Origin of the sequence: Kribbella shirazensis, from assembly GCF_011761605.1 — a bacterium.
Lineage (GTDB): Bacteria > Actinomycetota > Actinomycetes > Propionibacteriales > Kribbellaceae > Kribbella > Kribbella shirazensis.
The window spans coordinates 4,631,960-4,652,658 of the sequence record NZ_JAASRO010000001.1 but is presented as its reverse complement, the minus strand read 5'-3'; the positions used below and the strand labels follow the sequence as shown (position 1 = coordinate 4,652,658).

The window sequence follows — 20,699 nt, the reverse complement described above, 5'->3', positions numbered from 1 at the left end:
TGTCAGGGGGCGTAGTGCTGGACTGCGCCCCCCGCGGACAGGTCCACCAGCGTGTGCGCCAGAGATTGCGCCTCCGCCAGGGCTTCCCGTAGATCCATCGTCGTGAGCTGACGATCGCGGACGACGACTTTGCCCGCGACCATGACGGTGACGACATCGGAGGCGCGGACGGAGTACACGAGTGCGGCGCGTGGGTCGTGGACCGGTTGGTTGTGAGGTGCGCTGAGGTCGACGAGCGCGATGTCCGCTTGATGGCCGGGTTCGAGTACGCCGACGCTGCCCGTCAGACCGGCCGCGGCCGCACTGCCCCGGGTTGCGTGGCGGAGGGTGTCGGACAGCGTCATCCACTCGGCCTCGTGTTCACGTTGCTTCTGGGTCAGGGCGACCATGCGGATCGCTTCCCAGACGTCCAGCGTGTTGTGCACGGCGGCTCCGTCGGTACCGATGCCAACGTCTACACCGACGGACCGCAGGCCCTTGATCGGCGTGACTTCACCCATCGCGAGCTTGAGATACACCTTCGGGCAGCTGGCCACCGTGGTGCGATCGCCGTACCGCTCGAGGATCGGCAGATCGTCCGGGCGGATGCCGCAGCAGTGCGCGATGAGGGCGCCGGCGTCCAGCACTCCGGTTCGCTCGAGCACCTGCACCGGCGTAACACCGTGTTTGTCGAGCGAGGCCTGCGTCTGGTCGTCGGTCTCGGCGGCGTGCAGGTGGATGCGCAGACCTTCAGCTCGCGCGAGGTCCGCCGTACGCCGCAGGTCCTCGTCGGTCACCGTGTACGTCGCGTGCGGCCCGAGGCTCGCGGTCACACGCGGATGAAGGCTGCTGAGCCGGCGGGTCGTCTCGATCGCGGCGTCGATCGCCTCCTGCCCCGCGGACGAGAAGAACGTCGGCGCGATGTCCGCCCGGATCCCGGCCTCGATCGCGGCGGCCGCGATCTGATCGGCGTGGAAGTAGTGATCCACGAAGGTCGTCACGCCGGCCAGCAACATCTCCGCACACGCCAGCCGCGCCCCCACCCGAACCCGCTCCGGCGTCAGATTCACCTCCATCGGCCAGATCCGCCGATTGAACCAATCCTCAATCCCCAGGTCCTCCGCCGCGCCACGCATCATCACCATCGGACTGTGCGTATGCGAATTCACCAACCCAGGCACCGCCAACAACCCCGCCCCCTCAACAACCTCCCCCACACCACCGTGCCGACCCGACGACCCCACCTCACGCCCACCTGACGAGCCCACCTCACGCCCACCCGACCCAGCCGCCTCGTGCCCATCCGACCGAGACGCCTCGCGACCGCCTGACGCGGACGTCGGCGTGATGGCAACGATCCGGTCATCCTCAACGTGAATATCCCGCCCCTCTTCGACGCGGCACTCCCCCTGCTCGGGTACGACCAGCACGGACACATTGCGGATCAGCAGTCGCGACATTCATCCTCCAGGGCAGGACTGGCTGGCAGGTCGACGTACCGCAGTCTCGCCGATCGGCAGGTCTCCCCGATGGGTCCCGGTGGGATCGACGCGGAACGAGAAGCCATGCGGCGTCGTCCATACCAGCGTCTTGTGGTCGACGCGGCGCACACTCCATCCACGGGCATGCGTCTTCACCCGGTGACCGAATCGGCCCAGCGGCGCCAGGTTGCTGGTGTTCGTCTGGCCGGTCGGACCGTGCGGGTCATAGGGCTCGATGTGGTCCAGATCGATCGTGTCGCTGCTCTCGCGGGTCCCATACGGGAACAACTCCACCGGATACATCAGCTTCACCCGATCCCGGATCCTCGTCGGAATCTCGTACGCGTCGACACTCACGGCGTCATTGAGATCGATCACCGGCTTCACCATGTACGGCCCGTGCCCGACGAGCTCGGTCAGCTGAGACGCAAGCAGCGGCCCAATCGTCTCGGCCCGCAACACGCCGCTCCCGGTACCAAGGGTGTGATCGGTCAAATGCACGATGATCTCAGTCTTCCCCGGGCGCACCTCCCGAGCACGCACCCGCTCCACAGGCTCATGTCCCACGGACAACGGCTCGGGACGCACCTCTCCCCCGGCCGGATGCCTTGAACCACCCGCACCTCCTTGGCCCGCAGTCCATCGTCCCGCGCTACTTGGTCCCGGACCACCGGGGCTCTCGGGACTACTTGAGCTGTCTGCGTTTGCACCGGTGCTCCGGTAGTCCAGGTTGCTCTGGTGGTTGAGGTAGCTGGGGTTGGTGTAGGCATCGTGCTTGATCTGCGCGAGCCGCGCATCAAGCGCCCGCAGGCCGGCAGCATCCATCGCCGAACCGTCCTCGGGTTCGCTGCTTGCATTGCCGGCATCGACTGCTGCCCACCGGTCGAACGGATCTGCCGGCGGATCGGGATCATCCCGCCCGGCATCCTCCAGCCACGGATCATCCAAGGGGCCCACCGGCTCCTGTACGTCGAGCAGACCGCTTGGTTCGACCGTGTCCTCCAGATCGCGGGCCGGTGGGACCGGAGGATCACACGAACCATGCCGATCGACAGAACACGCGAGTCCGTAGTCACTCCTCTGATCCAACGGGTCGCTTGGCTGATGCAGCTGGTCACTCGGCTGAACCACCTGGCCAGTCGCCCGATCCAGCTGGTCGCTTGGCTGATCCAGCCGGTCACCCGGCCGAACCACCTGGTCACTCGCCTGATCCAGCCGGTCACCCGGCTGAACCACCTGGTCACTCGGCTGATCCAGCTGATCGCTTGGCTGACCTAGCTGGTCATTCGGCCGAACGATCAGGTGGTTCGGCTGGTCGTCGGCCTGGCCGCTCGGTTGGTTGTGGGCCTGGTTGAGGAGCTCTTGGGTGAAGCGGGGGTCTGCGATGATTCCGATCGCGTCGGCGCGGCGGCGCTGGATCGGGCGGGTGTCGCCGAGTGCCTTCAGGGCTTCGGCGATGCCGGCGACGGCGGCATCGTGCCGGTTCACCGCCGCCGCGGGCGCGATGACGTAGATCGTCTTGTTGCCCTGACGGTCGCCTGAACCGACATACACGCCGCGCTTGTCAGCCGCCTCGGCGGCTTCTTCGGCTGCGGCTTGCGGGTCGGCGCACTTCTTCGCCGCATCGACGATTTTCTCCAGTCGATACGGGGAGATGGTGTCCACGATCGCCGCCACCCGGCGGTCGACGTATTCCGCGCCTGCCTGATCCAACTTGGCGCAGGCACGCGCGATCTTCCGCGCCTTCCACGGCGTCGCCTGTCCGGCCAGGATCTCGGCCCACGTGCGGGGAAAGCGATACTGCAAGGCCAACGCGTCGCCGAGCAGTTCGCGGCCGACTCCGGGAGACACCCCAATGACGACCGCGAACTCGGCAATCGCGAATTCCGCAATCTCCGGGCAGCCGTCGCCGCCTAGGACGACGGCGCGTTCGGAACCATCACTCACCCGGCGGCCTGGGCGAACACCGCACACCGACGGGTGAAAGCGTTCGGCGTACCTCTGGGCGCACTCCAGCAACCGCGCGTCGGCCTGGTTGGCGACGGCGCGGCATCGCGCGGCCTCTTCCAGGAGGTCGCGGGTGGAGAGTGCATCCAGAGTTGTCTCGAACATGTGTTCGAGTCTATCGCGCTTTGACGAGTCGGCCAAATCGGCGATGCGGCTAGATCCCTTATCCACAAGGGGAAACGTCACACGTTAAGTGCAACTGAAAGGGTGTATGCGTCTGGCCGGAACTGGCCTCCCCGGCCGCCGCCGACTCATGGAGATCGGACCGCCAGGAGTCAGCCGGCACCCCGGAAGGCGTGAACCCTTATCCGGCAGCACGGGGCATGGCCGCACGGAGGCACGGAGCACGGGGCCGCACGGCGGTAAGGCGGTAAGGCGGCACGTGGCACGGCCGCACGGGGGCACGGGCATGAGGCACGGCCGCACGGAGCACGGGGGCACGGGGGCACGGGGCACCGGCATGGGCACCGGCATGGGGCACGGGCATGGGGCACGGGCATGGGGCACGGGCATGGGGCACGGGAGCACGGGCATCGGGCACGGGCATCGGGCACGGGGCACGGGACATGGCCCACGGCGGCACGGCAGCACGGCAGCACGGCAGCACGGCAGCACGGCAGCACGGCAGCACATGCGGCACCCGCCGTAAGCGCAGAGGTACGCCCAGAATTCGGGAGCAGGCGCCTCACAGAGGCGGGCGCATCGCGAGCGGGCCTGTGGACGCCGCGACGAATGCGGGGAACAGGTGTTCGAGTTTCGGGTAGGGTGGGGGTATGGGTGCTGATCTTCAGGGCTCGTTGTTCGATGCGTTCGCGGAGCCGGCGTTGGGTGCGTTGGGTGGGGTGGTGCGCACCGACTTGGGGCGTGGGGCCTGGGTGGATGTGCTGCCGGGGTGGTTGACGGGAGCGGATCAGGTGTACGAGCGGCTAGCGCGGGACGTGCCGTGGCAGGCTGAGCGGCGGCAGATGTACGACCGGGTGGTCGACGTACCGCGGCTGCTGTGTTTCTACGGCGAGAACGCCGACCTGCCGCTGCCGATCCTGGACCAGGCGAGGGACGCCTTGAGCGCGTACTACGCAGAGGAACTGGGCGAGCCGTTCCGGACCGCGGGGTTGTGCTTCTACCGCGACGGCAAGGACAGCGTCGCCTGGCACGGTGATCGCATCGGCCGCGGCAACCACGAGGACACGATGGTCGCGATCCTGTCCGTCGGCGAACCCAGGGTGCTCGCCCTCCGCCCACGCCCGGGCGCTTCCGGCGCGGAAGTCTCCTCCACCCTCCGCTATCCGCTCGGCCACGGTGATCTGATCGTCATGGGCGGCTCCTGCCAACGCACGTGGGAACACGCCATCCCCAAGGCCACTGGCCACATCGGCCCCCGAATCAGCATCCAATTCCGCCCCCGCGGCGTCCGCTGACCACCTACCCCGCAGCTGCGCTCGGCACCACTCGCCGAGGTACCGCCCGAGCACGGCACCCGCTGGTACACCGACGAGACTCGCCCGCGATAAGCCATGACCCCGCGACCGGACTCGTCCCGCGCGGAGCAAGGCACCACCGCGCCGCACCCGCGGCAAGAAGAGCCAGCACCAGGAGAACCCGCTTTCAAGGCGTCGACGATCCACCCGGTGGGCGCGCGGGGCCGAGCGCGCCGTCTCCGCTGGAGGGTCATGTCGCGGGCTCGACGGGGCCAGCGCGCGAGGCGCGCACACGACGCACGTAGGGCGACCACGCCTTCGATCTATGTGCAGGGCTGAACGCGCCGCTTCCACTGGGCGTTCACCCGTGCGCACGACCGTGCCAGCGCGCAGGCCGCGCGCCCGGGGCATCCACGGCGAGGACGCCCTTCGGTGCGCGCAGGGCTGGACGCGCGCCGGCTGCGCTGGGCGGCGGTCATGTCGCGGGGTCGTCGGGCACCAGCACATGCGGCACGCTCGGCGAGCGCGGCGTGGGGCCTCGGGCGTGGGCCCTCGGGCGTGGGGGCCTCGGGTGTGGGTGTGGGGGCGTGGTGCGGGGTGGGGGCGTGGTGCGGGGCGTGGGCGTGGGTGGGGGCGTGGGTGGGGGCGTGGGTGTGGGGGCGGGGCGTGGGTGCGGGGGCGTGGGTGCGGGGAGGTGGGCGCGCCACGTCTGGTGGGCGGTCATGTCGCCGGTCCGGCGGGGCGGGTGCGCCGGTTTCGGTCGTGGTTGGTCGCGGGCGGTGCAGGGGTTAGCGGGTGGGCACGCTCGGCGAGCGCGGTGTTGCCGGGGTGTGGGGTGCGGGGAGGTGGGCGCGCCAGGTCTGCTGGGCGGTCATGCCGCCGGTCCGGCGGGGCGGGCGCGCCGGTTTCGGTCGTGGTTGGTCGCGGGCGGCGCAGGGGTCGGCGGGTGGGCGTGCCCGCTGAGCGCGGAGTTCGGGGGTTAGGCGGCGGTCGGGTCGGAGACGGGGTGGGACTGGTGGATGCCTTCTTTGGTGGTTATGTAGAAGCCGAGTAGGTGCACGTCGGCGGCTTTGCAGATGGCGTGGGCGGCTCGGGACCATTCTTGGTCGTGGGCGGGCAGGTGGGCGGGGCCGGGGCGGCCCAGGGCCAGGATCAGGGAGGTGCCGGGCGCGGTCCGGACGGCGGGGATGATGGGGTGCAGGGCGGTTTGGCAGAGGTCGTTGGGGTTGGGGATGGTTCGGGTGTCCGGATCTGCCAGGCGTCGTAGCTCGACCGTGGGTGGGAGCTCGATGATCACGGTGGCTCGGTAGCGGGCGTCGGGGTCGCAGACGACTGCTGTGAGGGTGCCTCGCCGGCGGTCGCCGTGGCTGACCATCAGGTCCACGACGTCGGCGGTGACAGTGGGGTCGGTGAGTGGGTGGTCGGTCCAGGTGGCGGGCAGGTTCTCGAAGCTCATGTTGGTAAAGATGCCGCGATCCCGACGCCCGCCCAGGGTTTTCCACAGACCAAAATGGCCCAACAGATCACGGTCAGAATGGACCTCGGAGCTGGGCCGTTGCGGCCCTAGGCTCGAGTGCATGAGCAGCAGACTTGGGCAGATGCTTCCGCCGGCCGGAGCGCCGCGGAGCTTGGCGATGGCGCAGTTGGCCAACTCGGTCGGCGACGGTGCGTTCGTCGTCACCTCGGCGTTGTTCTTCACCCGGGTGGTCGGACTCTCGACCGCGCAGGTCGGCCTGGGGCTGACGATCGCCTGGCTGCTCGGATTCCTGGCGGGTGTTCCGCTGGGGAACCTCGCAGACCACTACGGCGCACGCGGCGCCGCAACACTGCTGGCCCTCACCACTGCAGCCTCGGTCGCGTCGTTCCTGGTGGTCAGAAGCTTCGCAGCCTTCCTCATCGCCGCCATCGTCTACGCGTGCAGTCAGACCGGCCTCACGGCAGCACGGCAGGCACTCCTGGCCGGCCTGGTACGACCAGCCGAGCGCACCAGGATCCGCGCGTTCCTGCAGTCCACTGTCAACGCGGGCCTCGCCGTCGGAGCCCTTCTCGGCGGCGTTGCGCTCCGCTTCGACAACACAGCGGCGTACCTGATCGTGTTCGCGATCGACGCCCTCAGCTTCCTGGTCGCTGCCGCCCTCATCCGCCGGGTCCCGCCCATCGCGGTCAGCATCCGCACCGCAGGTGAGCCAAGGCTCGCAGTACTCCGCGATCGCCCGTACGCCGTACTCGCGCTGATCAACGCCGTCATGCTGCTCTTCATGCCGCTGATCAGCCTGGTCGGCCCGCTCTGGATCGTCACGCGCACCGACGCGCCGAGCTGGGCCGTAGCCTCGCTGATGATCGTGAACACGCTCGGCGTGACGCTGTTCCAGGTCCGGATCGCCAACGCTGTCAAGGATCTGCGCACCGCGGCCCGTTCCGTCCGGTACGCCGGTATCGCGATGCTTACCGCCTGCGCCGTCTTCGCCGTCACGGCCGCCGACCTGAGCCCCACCGCCGCGGCTGTCGCCCTGATCGTGGCCGCCGCCCTCCTCACCCTCGGTGAGATGAAGCTCGCGTCCGGCGCCTGGGAGATCAGCTTCGGACTCGCCCCCGCTGGCAAGCAGGGGCAGTACCAGGGCTTCTTCGGCACCGGTCCCGCGATCGCGCGGATGCTCGGCCCGGCGCTGCTCACCACGGCCGTCCTCGGCTGGGGTCCGATCGGCTGGATCGCGGTCGGCGCCCTGTTCCTGGGGACCAGTTGCGCAACTGGTCCCGCCGTACGATGGGCTGCGCGGACGAGGGCCGTCAACGAGGACGCCACGCCGTCGCTGGTAGAGGAGAACGCCGCCTGATGGAGATCCCCGGACTGGTCGAGATCACGACGTACGACGAACTGCGGGAGATCGTCCCGCAGCCGCTGGCAGCAGCCGCCGGCAAGACCCGCAAGGAACTGCACGACCTCGACCGGCAGTGGCTCGCGGCCTCGCCGTTCTGCCTGATCGCCACCTCCGCGGGCGACGGCACCTGCGACGTCTCCCCCAAGGGCGACCCGGCCGGGTTCACCAAGATCCTCGACGGCACCACGATCGCCATCCCCGAGCGCGCCGGCAACCGGCGGGTCGACGGGTTCACCAACATCCTCTCCAACCCGCACGTCGGGCTGATCTACTTCCTGCCCGGCCGGGGCGACACGCTCCGGATCAACGGCCGCGCCCGGATCGTCCGGGACGCGCCGTTCTTCGACGAGATGATCGTGAAGGGCAACCGCCCGCAGCTCGCCCTCCTGGTCGAGATCGAGGAGATCTTCCACCACTGCTCGAAGGCCTTCCTGCGCTCGAAGCTGTGGAAGCCCGAGACCTGGCAGCCCGACGCGGTGGCGCGCCGCGCGCGGATCGCGCAGGCGCTGGAGCGGCCCGACGACGACCTCGCGACGCTGGAGGAGTACTACGGCCCGGCGTACGAGGACAAGATCTACAAGGTCAAGTACTGAACTACCGCAGCGGGCGCAGGCCGGTGTACTCCGTGGCGACGATGACACCCGCCCCGCGCGCCGTCTACGGTTTCGTACTGTGAGCACGACCGACACCAGCCCAAGCTACGGGGCGCGCATCTGGCGCGTCCTGCTGCCGCTGGTGGTGACCGTGTTCACGGTGGTCGGGACGTTCGGTGCGTCCCGCGGCCAGGTGGACCGTCATGAGCCCGACTGGTTCATGGTCGTCCTGCTGATGATCGCCGGGCTCTCCTTGTACTGGCTGCGGACCAACACGGTCCCGGTGCTGTGGGCAACGGTTGTCTCGACGCTGACGTACATGCTCCTCGAGTATCCGTGGGGCCCGGTCGTCTTCCCGTTCGTGATCGCGGTCTTCACCACGATCCGCCTCGGTCATCGGCTGGCAGGCTGGATCGGGCTGGTCACCTTGTACGTCGGCCACGTCGGTGGCCGGATGATCCTCGGCATCAACGAGCAGGGCGTGTACCAGGTGCTGCTCGTCGGCACGTGCTTCACCGTCCTCGGGTTCCTCGGCGAACTGTTCCGCGCGCATCGCGACCGGGTCATGGCCGCCGCCCGCACCCGGAAGGAGGAAGAGCTACGCCGTGCAGGCGAGGAACGCCTCCGGATCGCTCAAGAACTGCACGACGTCGTGGCGCACCACATCTCCCTCATCAACGTGCAGGCATCCACCGCGCTCCACCTGGTCGACCGGCAACCCGAGCAGGCCGCTCCGGCGCTGTCCGCGATCAAGGAAGCCAGCAAGGAAGCCCTGGTCGAGCTCCGCTCGATCGTCGGCATCCTGCGGCAGTCGGACGAGTCCGCGCCCCGCCAGCCGGTCGCCGGTCTGGATCACCTGGACCACCTCGTCAGCCGTACGTCGCGTGCCGGTCTGGAGGTGCACAAAATCGTCCACGGCGAGCCGCGCCCGCTGCCGACCGGCCTGGACCGCGCCGCGTTCCGCATCATCCAGGAGTCGCTGACGAACGTCGTACGCCATGCCAGGGCGACGTCGGCGACCGTCCGGATCCAGTACGGCGAGCAGACGCTGGTGCTGCAGATCGACGACAACGGCGAATCGCTGACCGGCCCGCCGACCGAAGGCAACGGCATCTCCGGGATGCGCGAACGAGCCACCGCCCTCGGCGGCACTCTCACCGCGAACCCCACCCCGGCCGGCGGCCTGCGCATCACGGCAACCCTGCCGCTGTAGGTTCCTGTCAGGGCAGGCGGACGTGGGACGGGTTGAGTTCGGCCACGCTGGAGACGCCGAGTAGCGCCATCGTGCGGCGTACCTCCTTGGTGAGGATCTCCGCGGCGCGGGCCACGCCGCGCTGGCCGCCGGCCATCAGGCCGTACAGGTACGCACGACCGACCAGGCAGGCGTCCGCGCCGAGCGCGATCGCGGCGACGATGTCCGCACCGGACATGATGCCGGTGTCGAGGTAGATCTCGGCGTCGCTGCCGATCGCCTTGCGGACGTCCGGGAGGATGCGCAGGGGCGTCGGGGCGCGGTCCAGCTGACGGCCGCCGTGGTTCGACAGCACGACCGCGTCCGCACCCGCGTCGACGACCCGTCGGGCGTCCTCGACGGTCTGGATACCCTTCACGATCAGCGGCCCGTCCCAGATCGAACGCAGCCAGTTGAGGTCGTCGATCGTCATCGTCGGGTCGAACAGCTTGTCGAGCAGCTCGGCGACGGTGCCGTCCCAGGTGGACAGCGAGGCGAACGTCAGCGGGCGCGTGGTGAGCAGGTTCGCCCACCAGGCCGGGTGCAGCGACGCGTCCAGCACGGTCTTCGCGGTCAGCGACGGCGGGATCGTGAAACCGTTGCGTACGTCGCGCAGACGCGCGCCGGCAACCGGCACGTCGACGGTCAGCATCAAGGCCTCGTACCCGGCGGCGGCCGACCGCTTCACCAGGTCCTCGCCCGCGTCGCGGTCCTTCCACACGTACAGCTGGAACCACTTGCGCGCGTTCGGCGCCGCGGCCGCGACGTCCTCGATCGAGGTGGTGCCCATCGTGGACAGCGCGTACGGGATGCCGATGTCCTCGGCGACCTTGACGACCGCGCTCTCGCCCTCGTGGTTCATCATCCGGGTGAAACCGGTCGGCGCGAACGCGAACGGCAGCTCGGAGCGGCCGCCGAGGATCGACGTACCGAGGTCGAGCTCCGACACGTCACGCAGGATCGAGGGCTGCAGCTCCATCTCCGCGAACAGCCGGCGGGCGCGGCGCAGGCTGATCTCGGCCTCGGCGGCGCCGTCGGTGTAGTCGAACACCGAGCGCGGCGTACGGCGTTTCGCGATCGCCCGGAGGTCCGCGATGGTCAGTGCCTTCTCCAGCCGCCGCTCGGTCGGATTCACCGTGATCGGCTTCGGCCGCAGCAGCGGCTTCAGCTCGGACCATTTGGGCATCTGGCGATCGGTCATCACGTCTCCCGGCTGATTCTGTGGTCGGACCACACCCTACCCTGTGGTCCGACCACACGGGTAGTCTCGTCCACATGAAGAACTACGAGCTGGTCCTGCATCAGGTGGAGGCCGACCTGGCGGCGGGCCGGTTGCGGATCGGCGGCCGCCTCCCGGGTGAGCGGGTGCTCGCGGAGCAGCTCGGGATCAGCCGGCCGTCCGTGCGGGAAGCGGTCCGGGTGCTGGAGGCGATGGGCGTCGTGCGGACGGCGACCGGGTCGGGGCCCGAGGCGGGCGCGGTGATCGTGGCGGAGCCGGTGTCGCCGCTGACCGCCGTACTGCGGTTGCACCTGGCAACGAATCATCTGCCGATGGGGGACGTGGTACAGACGCGGCTGCTGCTGGAGTCCTGGTCCGCGCGGGAGGCGGCGGCGCGGGAGCTCGGTGCGGATGAGCTCAAGGTCGCCGAGGAGCTGCTGGACCGGATGGACGACGCCGCGTTGCCGCCGGAGGAGTTCCATCAGCTCGACGCGGAGTTCCATGTCGCGTTGTCGGGGCTGGCGGGGAATGTGCTGATCGCGGCGGTGATGGCGTCGTTGCGGTCGGCGATCCACGGGTACGTGCTGGCCGCCGTACCGAATCTGCCGGACTGGGAGGCGACGGCGGTCGGGCTGCGTTCCCAGCATCGGGCGATCCTGACCGCGGTGCGCGGGCGTGAACCGGAGCGCGCGGCCGAGCTGGTGACCGCTCATATCCGGGGGTTCTACCAGGCGGCCCAGCTAGCACCCTTCGGACGGGCTGAGGGCGGTGCGGCGGAGGATGACGGCGGCGCGGCAGGGCTCGGGTGACCGGAAGTCGGTGAGGGTTCGACTTTGGTCGGTGGTGGCGGGCGCGGTGGGCCGCCTAGTCTCGGCGGCATGGAGGAGTTGTGCGCGCCGGAGCGACCCGAGGAGACGCGGAGGTCGTCGCGTTCGGTCGAGCTCGTCGCTGTCGGCGCCGTGGCAATGCTGGTCGCGCTGACGATCGTCGGGCGGATACCGGATCCGGAGCACCGCGGGTTTCTGGTGCTCGACATCGCGGTCGGGCTGGCCGCGGTCGCGCTGATCCCGCTGGTGATCCGCCGCCCGGTGCCGGGCGCGATCGCGCTGGCAGTACTCGCGGTCTTCTCCCCCGCCGCCACCCCACCCGCCACCGTCGGCACCCTGACCGTGGCCATGCGCCGCCCCTTCCGCACCGCCCTCCTCGTTGCCGCGGCCGGCACGGTCGCGCACCTGATCCAGGGCCTGTGGCAACCGATCCACGGCCTCCCGTTCCTCTGGTTCGCCGTACTGGACGTCGTCGTCCACGCCGCACTCCTCGGCTGGGGTCAGGGCGCCCAGGCCCGCCGGCAACTGCTGGAGTCACTCCGAGAACGTGCCCGCAGAGCCGAGGCAGAGCAGGGTCGCCGGGTCGCCGAAGCGCGGTCCCTCGAGCGCACCAAGATGGCGCGCGAGATGCACGACGTACTGGCGCATCGCCTGTCCCTGCTCGCGACGTACGCCGGGGCGCTCGAGTATCGCCCGGACTCGTCGCCGGAGAAGCTGGCGAAGGCGGCCGGCGTGATCCGTACCGGCGTACACCAGGCACTCGGCGAGCTCCGCGAGGTCATCAACGTCCTGCGCGACGAGGACGTCTACGAAGGGCGTCCGCAACCGACGTTCGGCGACCTGCGCGCACTGGTCGACGAGTCGCGCGACGCGGGCACCACCATCAGGTACGACGATCAGGTCGCGGATGCCACCTCGTTGCCACCGGCAACGGGAAGGACGGCGTACCGGGTCGTCCAGGAAGGTCTCACGAACGCCCGCAAACACGCCGCCGGCCACCCGGTGACCGTGACGGTGACCGGACGACCGGGCGACGGCCTGCGGATCGAGCTCACGAACCCGGCCTCCGCGAACGGCACGCCGCTCACACCAGGCAGCGGAACCGGTCTCGCCGGACTGACCGAACGGGTCCAACTCGCCGGCGGCACGCTCGACCACGGCCGGATGCCCAGTGGCGGCTTCCGGCTCGAGGCCTCGCTACCGTGGCCTTCATGAGCGAACCGGCGGCCACCGACCAGACACCGATCCGGGTCCTGGTGGTGGACGACGACGCTTTGGTCCGGGCCAGCCTGGAGATGATGCTCGACGGCGCGAACGGCATCTCGGTCGTCGGGCAGGCCGCCGACGGGGACGAAGTACCGGCCGCCGTCGACGCCCATTTCCCCGACATCGTGCTGATGGACCTGCGGATGCCCCGCGTCGACGGGATCGTCGCGACCCGCCGGCTGCGCGCCCGGACGAATCCGCCCGACGTCGTCGTCCTCACCACCTTCGACACCGACGAGAACGTGCTGCACGCGCTCCGCGCCGGCGCCAGCGGGTTCCTGCTCAAGGACACTCCCCCGGCCCAGATCGTCGACGCCGTACGACGGGTCGCGGCCGGTGACCCCATCTTGTCGCCGGCGATCACCCGGCGGCTGATGGACCGCGCCGCCACCCAGGCCGACGCGCACACGATCGCGCAGGAGAAGCTACGTCGGCTGTCACCGCGGGAGTACGACGTGATGCTCGCGGTCGCGCAGGGCAAGGCGAACGCGCAGATCGCGTCGGAGCTGTTCATGAGCCTGGCGACCGTCAAGGCGCACATCTCGCACATCCTCACCAAACTGGAGCTCGGCAACCGGACGCAGGTCGCCCTCCTCGCGCACGACGCCGGGCTCGCCTGACCCATGACGGGGTGCCACGGGTCCCCGGGTCATCTATGCTCCAGCGCATGATTCGGGTGCTGCTGGCGGATGATCAGGCGTTGGTGCGAGCCGGGTTCCGGTCGCTGCTGAACGCCGAGGACGACATCACGGTCGTCGGTGAGGTGTCCGACGGCGCGGAAGCGGTCGTCGTGGCGCGGCGCGAGAAGCCGGACGTCGTGCTGATGGACATCCGGATGCCCGGTACGGACGGTCTGGAGGCGACGCGGCAGATCGGCGCGGATCCCGAGCTGGCCGACGTGCACGTGGTGATCCTGACGACGTTCGACCTGGACGAGTACGTGTTCGAGGCGCTGCGGGTCGGGGCGAGCGGGTTCCTGGTGAAGGACACCGAGCCGGTCGAACTGCTGCAGGCGGTGCGGGTGGTCGCCCGCGGGGACGCGCTGTTGTCGCCCGGGGTGACGCGGCGGCTGGTCGCGGAGTTCGCGTCGCGGTCCTGGCAACCGCATGCGAGCAAGGAACTCGACGTACTCACGGAACGCGAGAAGGAGATCGTCGCGCTCGTCGGCGAGGGCCTGTCGAACGACGAGATCGCCGCACGACTCGTCCTGAGCCCGGCAACGGCCAAGACCCACGTCAGCCGCGCCATGATCAAACTAGGCGTCCGCGACCGCGCCCAACTCGTGGTCGTCGCCTACCAAACCGGCCTCGTCCGCCCCGGCTGGCTGGGTTGAGTCTGCCGGCCGGGTTCACCCTCGCGCGCTGGTGACTGCCCGACCGCCGCTTTGCGGAACATTTCTGGCAGTATGTGCAAACTTCTTTCCGGGTTGACCTTCTAGTGGGTCGAGGGTCGACGGTGCTCGCATGATGCACCTCGAGGAGATCACCGCGGCTGTCGAACTCGGCCGCTCCGGCGATCGTGAAGCCGCCCGTATCCGGCTCACCGCCCTGTGGGAAGAATGCGACGACCGGCAGACGCGGTGCGCGATCGCGCACTATCTAGCGGATGTGCAGGACGACACCGAGGACGAGCTGTTCTGGGACCTCCGTGCGCTGGAGGTCGTGGAGGACGCCGGGTGGCTCCCGTCACTGCACCTGAATCTGGCCGACGACTACCGCCGGCTCGCGCGGACGCAGGAGGCGGAGGAGCACCTGTACGCCGCCCGCGCAAACCTCCCCGAACTACCTGAAGGCGCATACGGCGACCTGATCCGCAGCGGCGTACAGCACGTGGCCGACGCACTGGCGGCCGGAAGTGTCCACCGCCTGGAGACCAATCCGAGCAGCTGAGTACTCCGGATGGGGTAGGTGCGGTCACTCCCCCGAGGCGACGCGGGGAACACGCCCGGACCGGCAACCTCGGGGGTATGGATGCGCTAGTTGAGGTCAGTGGGCTGACGAAGAGGTACGGCGACACTCTCGCGGTTGACGGTGTCGATCTGACGGTGCTGCCGGGTGAGATCTACGGGTTCCTGGGGCCGAACGGGGCGGGAAAGACGACCACGCTGCGGATCCTCACGGGGCTGATCGCTCCGTCGAGTGGGAGCGTCCGCGTGCTGGGCGGGCGCCCGGGTGAGGCCGGCGTACTGGGGCGGACCGGGTCGATGATCGAGTCGCCCGCGTTCTACCCGTACCTGTCCGGCCTCGACAACCTCCGGCTGCTGGCCGAGTACGCCGGTGTGTCGCGGCAGCGGATCGACGAGGTCCTCGAGCTTGTCGACCTGGCGGATCGCGCGAAGGACCGGTTCTCGACGTACTCCCTGGGGATGAAGCAACGGCTCGGTGTGGCCGCGGCGCTGTTGAAGGACCCGGAGCTGGTGATCCTCGACGAGCCGACCAACGGGCTCGACCCGGCCGGCATGCGCGACATGCGCCGCCTGATCCGCGATCTCGGCACCGGCGGCCGCACCGTCCTGCTGTCCAGCCACCTGCTCGGCGAGGTACAGCAGATCTGCGACCGGGTCGGCATCATCAACGCCGGCCGGATGGTTGCCGAGCACAACGTCGACGAGCTCCGCGGCGAACAGGAACTCGTCGTCCGCGCCACGCCGCGCGAGCACGCACAACGGCTCCTGACGCGCTTCGGCAACGTTCACCAGTACGACGACACGCTCCGGGTGCAGGTGGATCCGGCACAGGCCGCCGAGGTGAACCGCACGCTGGTCGAGGCCGGGATCGAGGTGTCCGAGCTGCACATGACCGAACGCGCGCTTGAGGACATCTTCTTCGAACTGACCGCCGAGCTCGCACCCGAACTCAGCGCAGAGGAGAAGACCGATGTTGGGTAGCTACCGGGCCGAACTGCTGAAGCTCCGGAAACGATCCGCGGTCTGGGTGCTGTTCGGCGCGGGCCTCGTGCTGAGCCTGATCTTCGGCTACCTGCTGCCGTACCTGGGCTACGCCACCGGCGACGACAACCAGCAGACCGACGGCGTACCGCGCGCCGAGATCCTCCGCGGCATGCTGCCGGAACGCGTCGTGGACAACACGATCGGCGGCTACCCGATCTTCGCCGGCGCGCTCGCGCTGGTGCTCGGCGCGATCGTGATCGGCGGCGAGTACACCTGGGGAACGCTCAAGACGGTGCTCACCCAGCGCCCGCAACGCCTCACGATCCTCGGCGCCCAGTGCCTCGCGCTCGGCACAATGATCGCGCTCTGGGTGCTCGGGATCTTCGCCGCCTGCGCACTCAGCAGCGTCGGTGTCGCCGCCGCTGAGGACGCCTCGATGAGCTGGCCGACCGCCGGCGATCTCGTGCAAGGCCTGGCCGGCGGCTGGCTCGTTCTGATGATGTGGTGCCTGGCCGGCGCCGTCCTGGCCGTTGCCTTCCGCAACGTCGCGCTGCCGATCGGCCTCGGCGTCGTGTGGATCCTCGGCATCGAGACGCTGCTGGCCGGTGTCGTGAGCAGCCTGCTGCCGAGCCTGGACTGGCTCGCCAACGCGCTGCCCGGCACGAACGCCGGCTCCCTCGTCTTCAGCGTGACCGGAATGGCGGCCGCCGACGCGCCCCCTGGCGTGCGGGACGCGGTCGGCGGCGGACGCGCCCTCCTGACGTTGGTCGGCTACTGCGCGGTGTTCGCCGTCCTCGCGGCCTGGACCACGCGCCGCCGGGACGTCACTTGATCCCGGCGTGGACCAGGGCGAGTTCGCAGAACATCGCGTTCGCCCAGGAGAACCATTCCCGGGTGTACTGCGTGGGGTCGTCGACGTCGAAGCCCTCGTGCATCTGTCCGGTCCCGCCCGTCGTGTCACGGAGGAGCTCCAGCAACCGTTGGCGCTCCTCCGCCGACGTACTCGAGATCCCCTGGACCGCAAGGGCGATGTGCCAGATGTACCGCGGCGGGGTGTGCGGGCTGCCGATACCAGCGGCCGCCGTTCCGCTGTAGTAGTACGGGTTCTCCGGGCTGAGCAGCAACGAACGTGTCGCGAGGTACGTCGGGTCGTCCGCGGCGGCGTACCCGGTCAGCGGGATCGACAGCAGGCTCGGCATGTTGGCGTCGTCCATCAGCAACGACTCCCCCAGCCCGTCGACCTCGTACGCGAAAACCCGGCCGTGCACAGGATGGTCGACCGTCCCGTACTGCGCGATTCCGTCGTCGATCTCGGCCTTCAGTGCCTTCGCGCGATCGGCCAGCGGCTCGTCCCGCAGTACCTCGGTCGCGATCTCCTCCAGGTACCCGAGCACCACGGACGCGAACATGTTGCCGGGCACGTTGAAGCCCAGCTCCGTGGCGTCGTCACTCGGCCGGAACGCGCTCCACGACATCCCGGTCGGCCGGGTGAGCCGTCCGCGCCCCTCGCGGACCAGCGTGTCAGAGTCGCGGTCGTCGTGACGCTGGAAGCGGTACGTCGACCGCGCCTCGTGGTCCTGCTCCACGGTCCACAGCTCCACGATCGCCTCGGCCGCGGCCCGGTACCGGTCGTCGATCACGTCCGCGCGGCCGGTGATCCGCCACAGCCGGTACGCGAGCTCCAGGGGGAAGCACAGCGAGTCGATCTCGTACTTGCGTTCCCACACCCACGGCGACATCTCGGTCTCGTCGGTGACGTGGCCGGCGCCGTTCGGCTCCTTGTTGAAGGCGTTCGCGTACGGGTCGAGTACGACGTACTCGAGCTGGCGGTGCAGGACGCCGATCAGGACGTCCTGCAGCCCCGGATCGTCCTTGCACAGCAGCAGGTACGGGCGCAGCTGGGCCGCCGAGTCACGCAGCCACATCGCCGGGATGTCGCCGGTGAGCACGAACGTCGTCCCGTCCGGCAGCCGCTCGGCGACCGCGGGCAGGTTCTCGGCCATCGAACGCCGGAACATCTCCGCGATCGCCTCGTCGCCGGTGGCCCGCTGTACGGCGGCCGTGGCGCGGACGAGGACCTCGGGGTCGATCATGAACACATTCACCTTTCACCGACGACTGAGGGGTTGGGAGAGAAGGTCCGGTCGAGGACCAGGCTCGCGGCGCCGATCGCGCCGACGTCCGTGCCGAGCGCCGTACCGGTGACCTCGAACGGGTGCACCGCCCGCAGCAGGAAACGTCCTTCGAGCGCGTCGCGGACGGCGTCGCCGAGGACCGGGGCTAGCGGTTCCCAGTGGGGTCCGCCGAAGACCACGCGGTCCAGGTCGAGCAGGTTCGCGATGTCCTCGACCACCTTGGCGATCCGTCCGGCGAGCCGCACAACGATCTCGCGCGCAGCGGAGGTGCCCTCGGCGGCGAGCGCGCACAGCCGGGCGAACGCCTCGTCCACCGCGGGCCGGTCGTCGAGGTCGATGCCTGCGGCAAGTACTCCGGCCGCGACCGCCTCCTGCACCAGATAGCGCGGCTGACTGGACTCGCCGACGCAGCCGCGGCGGCCGCAGTAACAGACCGGGCCGTCCGGATCGACGATCACGTGCCCGATCTCGCCGACGTTACTGGACGAGCCGCGGATCACCTCGTCGCCGACCACCAGCCCGGCGCCGACGCCGGTACCGAGGTAGAAGAACAGGAAGCTGCCGCCGCGGCCGGCCCACTTCTCCGCGGAGGCCGCGGCGGTGACGTCCTTGTCCAGCACGACCGGCAACCCGGTCCGCTCACCCAGCGCGTCGCGGAGCGGGACCAGGTGCCACGTGGACAGGTTCGGCGGGTCGACGACCACGCCGCGCTCGACGTCGATCGGCCCGGGCGCGGCGATCCCGACACCGGTGACCCGCTCGCGGAGGGCGCCGGACTCGGCGATCACCTCCTCGATCGTCTTCGCGATGCCGTCGATCAGCAGGTCGGGGTCGTCGGCGTACTGGTCGACCGGCCGCCGGGCGACCATCTCGCCGGTGAGGTCGAGGAGGACGACGGTGACGACCGACGGATCGAGATGCACGCCGACGGAGTAGCGGCCGGTGGGCTCGAGTTCGAGCAGGGTTCGCGGCTTGCCGAGGCCCGCGCCGCGCAGCCGGCCGGCCTCGCGGACCAGGCCGGCGTCGAGCAGGCGGCGCGCGATGTTGGAGATGGCCTGCCCCGACAGGCCGGTCACCTCCGCGAGCTCCACCCGGCTGAGCTGCTCGCTGCGGCGGATCGCGTCCAGTACGACGGCGTCGTTGAATCCCCCGACGCGATCCAGATTCGTCCCCCGCCTAGCCATTCGGGTCGGCACCCCAGGGCTGGGACCAGTCGTAGTGGATCGTCTCGCCGCCGGCGCGCCAGTCGTTGGGCGTGGTGTTCACCAGCCAGTCGGTGGGCTCCATCCCGTCCGCCGTACCGCCGTCGAGGGCGAGGCGGATCCCGGCCCGCAACGCCCGGTCCGTGCGCGCGGTCCGGGCCGCCGGGTCGATCGACAGGAACAACGCCGTACCGGATCGCGCGACCAGGTCGAGGAACCGCTCGTTCAGCTCCCACGGCGTCTGCGGCGTGCACGGGACGCAGTCGGCGTCGACGGTGAAGAACCGGTTGTGCTGCGGGAGGCGGAACGCGAGCGTGTTCACGCCCATCTTCCGGGTCCGCTCCCAGTCCCGTCCGGACGTGTCGTCGCCGGTCCGCTGTACGTCGACCAGCCCGGCGGCGAGGTGGCCGACGGTGTTGCAGCCGATCACGACCATGTCCTGCGTGGCGGCCCGGATCTCGCGGTAGAACGCGAGGATGATCTCGGCCGTGGTCCTCGTAGGGTCGTGGAACTGCCAGCCGGCGGCGGTCAGCCGGGACCCCATTGCCGGGCCGAAGGCTCCGAAGATGTCGAAGGTGCTGAAGTCGTGCTTGACCAGCTCGAAGCCCCAGTCCTTGAACCGCTGCAGATCCGAGCGGACCCCGTCGAGGACCTCGGGGTACGACGGGTCGAACGCGCGGCCGGGCCGGTGGTGCGGGACCGTCGACGCCCACGGGCCGGGCTCGCGGACCATCAGCGGGCGGAACCACAGCCCCGGGCGCGCACCGATCGCCTTGATCGCGGCCGCCGTACCGGCGAGATCGTCGAAGACACCCGGCGTGCCGCGGTCCCAGGGGCCGCCGGACGCGATGCCGCCCGGGTACCAGCCGTCGTCGACCACGCTGAACGGCTTCACCGGGTGACCGTCGGCGAGCTCGACGATCGTGGCCGCGTCCTGCAGGACCGCCTTCTCGTCGAAGTTCTCGCCGTAGGCGTAGTACCAGTTGTTCGCACCCACTACGGGCCCTATGTCAGGCCCGGCTACCGGCGCGGGCTCAGGTCGCGCCGGTAACCGGGTGCTCATGGTGGCGACTGCTGCGTTCAGCGTCTGCCACGGTGTGCCCGCGTCCTTGAATCGTCGCACGATCGCCGCCGTCAGCGTACGACCGTCCAAATGCGTGGGACCGCCGCCGTTGCGCAGGTCGAGCCACAGCGTGAACCCGTCGCCGTCGACCGTCCACGCACAGAACGCGTTCGGCTGTACGTCGACGCCGGCGCCGCTCGTACTGCCCGTCCGTGGGTCGTGGGCGAGGAAGTACCAGGGCAGCAAGCGCTCAGGTTGCCGGTGGCGCCACTGCAGGTCGCCGTACGAACGCTCCCACGCGTCGCCGAGGATCAGCGCCTCGGCCGGAAGCTTCTCCGACCAGCGCAGCGCCACCCGGGAGATCCGGGGGGCGGTGACCTCGACGGCGCCGTCGTTCCAGCTGATCGTGGCGCCGGCGGCCGACCAGGTCGTGCCTGAGCGTGTCGCTGTGATCGGACCGTCCGAGGGATCCGCCTGGACGAAGACAGCGCTCGGTTCTCTCACCTGAC

Annotated in this window: 18 protein-coding genes; 11 read left to right on the top strand and 7 right to left on the bottom strand. The window is 69.7% G+C overall.

Annotated features, from left to right (window positions below; genetic code table 11):
* Positions 1-2: 2 nt before the first annotated feature.
* Complete coding sequence (locus BJY22_RS22570; RefSeq protein ID WP_167209834.1) at positions 3-1,439, bottom strand: amidohydrolase; 1,437 nt, start codon at positions 1,437-1,439, stop codon at positions 3-5.
* Positions 1,440-3,572 (bottom strand): DUF222 domain-containing protein, encoded by a 2,133-nt coding sequence (locus BJY22_RS22565; RefSeq protein WP_167209832.1) that lies wholly within the window; start codon positions 3,570-3,572, stop codon positions 1,440-1,442.
* A gap of 668 nt (positions 3,573-4,240) precedes the next feature.
* Here BJY22_RS22565 and BJY22_RS22560 point away from each other — a divergent pair.
* The gene (locus tag BJY22_RS22560; RefSeq protein ID WP_167209830.1) at positions 4,241-4,885 is read left to right on the top strand and encodes an alpha-ketoglutarate-dependent dioxygenase AlkB; all 645 of its coding nucleotides are present in this window, start codon (positions 4,241-4,243) and stop codon (positions 4,883-4,885) included.
* A 979-nt stretch (positions 4,886-5,864) separates the two neighbouring features.
* Here BJY22_RS22560 and BJY22_RS22555 read toward each other — a convergent pair.
* Positions 5,865-6,341: a hypothetical protein gene (locus tag BJY22_RS22555; protein WP_167209828.1), complete on the bottom strand. Its 477-nt coding sequence runs from the start codon at positions 6,339-6,341 to the stop codon at positions 5,865-5,867.
* 121 nt (positions 6,342-6,462) lie between these two features.
* Here BJY22_RS22555 and BJY22_RS22550 point away from each other — a divergent pair, with 121 nt between their 5' ends.
* The 3 genes from BJY22_RS22550 to BJY22_RS22540 all read left to right on the top strand — a co-directional run bounded on the left by BJY22_RS22550 (position 6,463) and on the right by BJY22_RS22540 (position 9,570).
* Positions 6,463-7,719 carry an MFS transporter gene (locus tag BJY22_RS22550; protein WP_167209826.1) on the top strand — a complete coding sequence of 419 codons (1,257 nt, stop codon included), beginning with the start codon at positions 6,463-6,465 and terminating at the stop codon, positions 7,717-7,719.
* Positions 7,719-8,357 carry a pyridoxamine 5'-phosphate oxidase family protein gene (locus BJY22_RS22545; protein WP_167209824.1) on the top strand — a complete coding sequence of 213 codons (639 nt, stop codon included), beginning with the start codon at positions 7,719-7,721 and terminating at the stop codon, positions 8,355-8,357. Before BJY22_RS22550 ends, BJY22_RS22545 begins: the two co-directional genes overlap by 1 nt.
* 79 nt (positions 8,358-8,436) lie before the next feature.
* Complete coding sequence (locus tag BJY22_RS22540; protein ID WP_337758871.1) at positions 8,437-9,570, top strand: sensor histidine kinase; 1,134 nt, start codon at positions 8,437-8,439, stop codon at positions 9,568-9,570.
* A 7-nt stretch (positions 9,571-9,577) separates the two neighbouring features.
* Here the strand turns inward: BJY22_RS22540 and BJY22_RS22535 are convergent, their stop codons facing one another.
* On the bottom strand, positions 9,578-10,789 hold the full coding sequence (locus tag BJY22_RS22535; RefSeq protein ID WP_167209823.1) for an alpha-hydroxy acid oxidase: 1,212 nt from the start codon (positions 10,787-10,789) through the stop codon (positions 9,578-9,580).
* A gap of 74 nt (positions 10,790-10,863) precedes the next feature.
* Between BJY22_RS22535 and BJY22_RS22530 the strand changes: the two genes are divergently transcribed.
* The 7 genes from BJY22_RS22530 to BJY22_RS22500 all read left to right on the top strand — a co-directional run bounded on the left by BJY22_RS22530 (position 10,864) and on the right by BJY22_RS22500 (position 16,622).
* Entirely contained in the window at positions 10,864-11,616 is a 753-nt protein-coding gene (locus BJY22_RS22530; protein ID WP_202891220.1) for a FadR/GntR family transcriptional regulator, read from the top strand.
* Between the two features lie 69 nt (positions 11,617-11,685).
* Positions 11,686-12,849 carry a sensor histidine kinase gene (locus BJY22_RS22525; protein ID WP_167209821.1) on the top strand — a complete coding sequence of 388 codons (1,164 nt, stop codon included), beginning with the start codon at positions 11,686-11,688 and terminating at the stop codon, positions 12,847-12,849.
* Positions 12,846-13,520: a response regulator gene (locus BJY22_RS22520; protein WP_167209819.1), complete on the top strand. Its 675-nt coding sequence runs from the start codon at positions 12,846-12,848 to the stop codon at positions 13,518-13,520. Before BJY22_RS22525 ends, BJY22_RS22520 begins: the two co-directional genes overlap by 4 nt.
* 47 nt (positions 13,521-13,567) lie before the next feature.
* Positions 13,568-14,233 carry a response regulator gene (locus BJY22_RS22515; RefSeq protein WP_167209817.1) on the top strand — a complete coding sequence of 222 codons (666 nt, stop codon included), beginning with the start codon at positions 13,568-13,570 and terminating at the stop codon, positions 14,231-14,233.
* 130 nt (positions 14,234-14,363) lie between these two features.
* A complete protein-coding gene (locus BJY22_RS22510) occupies positions 14,364-14,789 on the top strand; it encodes a hypothetical protein (RefSeq protein ID WP_167209815.1) in 426 nt (141 codons plus the stop codon).
* 77 nt (positions 14,790-14,866) lie between these two features.
* A complete protein-coding gene (locus BJY22_RS22505; RefSeq protein WP_167209813.1) occupies positions 14,867-15,787 on the top strand; it encodes an ABC transporter ATP-binding protein in 921 nt (306 codons plus the stop codon).
* On the top strand, positions 15,777-16,622 hold the full coding sequence (locus tag BJY22_RS22500; RefSeq protein WP_167209811.1) for an ABC transporter permease: 846 nt from the start codon (positions 15,777-15,779) through the stop codon (positions 16,620-16,622). The genes BJY22_RS22505 and BJY22_RS22500 overlap by 11 nt, the downstream gene beginning before the upstream one ends.
* Here the strand turns inward: BJY22_RS22500 and BJY22_RS22495 are convergent.
* From BJY22_RS22495 to BJY22_RS22485, 3 genes are read right to left on the bottom strand one after another with little or no spacing between them, the layout of a single operon-like run.
* Entirely contained in the window at positions 16,615-17,883 is a 1,269-nt protein-coding gene (locus BJY22_RS22495) for a glycoside hydrolase family 125 protein (RefSeq protein WP_167209809.1), read from the bottom strand. The two genes, BJY22_RS22500 and BJY22_RS22495, sit on opposite strands and share 8 nt — an antisense overlap.
* An 8-nt stretch (positions 17,884-17,891) precedes the next feature.
* On the bottom strand, positions 17,892-19,109 hold the full coding sequence (locus tag BJY22_RS22490) for an ROK family transcriptional regulator (protein WP_167209807.1): 1,218 nt from the start codon (positions 19,107-19,109) through the stop codon (positions 17,892-17,894).
* On the bottom strand, positions 19,102-20,694 hold the full coding sequence (locus BJY22_RS22485; RefSeq protein WP_167209805.1) for an alpha-amylase family protein: 1,593 nt from the start codon (positions 20,692-20,694) through the stop codon (positions 19,102-19,104). Before BJY22_RS22485 ends, BJY22_RS22490 begins: the two co-directional genes overlap by 8 nt.
* Positions 20,695-20,699: the final 5 nt, after the last annotated feature.

Coding starts and splice junctions, on each gene's coding strand:
- BJY22_RS22570 (WP_167209834.1), bottom strand. CDS start 1,439: ATGTCGCGACTGCTGATCCGCAATGTGTCCGTGCTGGTCGTACCCGAG.
- BJY22_RS22565 (WP_167209832.1), bottom strand. CDS start 3,572: ATGTTCGAGACAACTCTGGATGCACTCTCCACCCGCGACCTCCTGGAA.
- BJY22_RS22560 (WP_167209830.1), top strand. CDS start 4,241: ATGGGTGCTGATCTTCAGGGCTCGTTGTTCGATGCGTTCGCGGAGCCG.
- BJY22_RS22555 (WP_167209828.1), bottom strand. CDS start 6,341: ATGAGCTTCGAGAACCTGCCCGCCACCTGGACCGACCACCCACTCACC.
- BJY22_RS22550 (WP_167209826.1), top strand. CDS start 6,463: ATGAGCAGCAGACTTGGGCAGATGCTTCCGCCGGCCGGAGCGCCGCGG.
- BJY22_RS22545 (WP_167209824.1), top strand. CDS start 7,719: ATGGAGATCCCCGGACTGGTCGAGATCACGACGTACGACGAACTGCGG.
- BJY22_RS22535 (WP_167209823.1), bottom strand. CDS start 10,789: ATGACCGATCGCCAGATGCCCAAATGGTCCGAGCTGAAGCCGCTGCTG.
- BJY22_RS22530 (WP_202891220.1), top strand. CDS start 10,864: ATGAAGAACTACGAGCTGGTCCTGCATCAGGTGGAGGCCGACCTGGCG.
- BJY22_RS22525 (WP_167209821.1), top strand. CDS start 11,686: ATGGAGGAGTTGTGCGCGCCGGAGCGACCCGAGGAGACGCGGAGGTCG.
- BJY22_RS22520 (WP_167209819.1), top strand. CDS start 12,846: ATGAGCGAACCGGCGGCCACCGACCAGACACCGATCCGGGTCCTGGTG.
- BJY22_RS22515 (WP_167209817.1), top strand. CDS start 13,568: ATGATTCGGGTGCTGCTGGCGGATGATCAGGCGTTGGTGCGAGCCGGG.
- BJY22_RS22510 (WP_167209815.1), top strand. CDS start 14,364: ATGATGCACCTCGAGGAGATCACCGCGGCTGTCGAACTCGGCCGCTCC.
- BJY22_RS22505 (WP_167209813.1), top strand. CDS start 14,867: ATGGATGCGCTAGTTGAGGTCAGTGGGCTGACGAAGAGGTACGGCGAC.
- BJY22_RS22500 (WP_167209811.1), top strand. CDS start 15,777: ATGTTGGGTAGCTACCGGGCCGAACTGCTGAAGCTCCGGAAACGATCC.
- BJY22_RS22495 (WP_167209809.1), bottom strand. CDS start 17,883: ATGATCGACCCCGAGGTCCTCGTCCGCGCCACGGCCGCCGTACAGCGG.
- BJY22_RS22490 (WP_167209807.1), bottom strand. CDS start 19,109: ATGGCTAGGCGGGGGACGAATCTGGATCGCGTCGGGGGATTCAACGAC.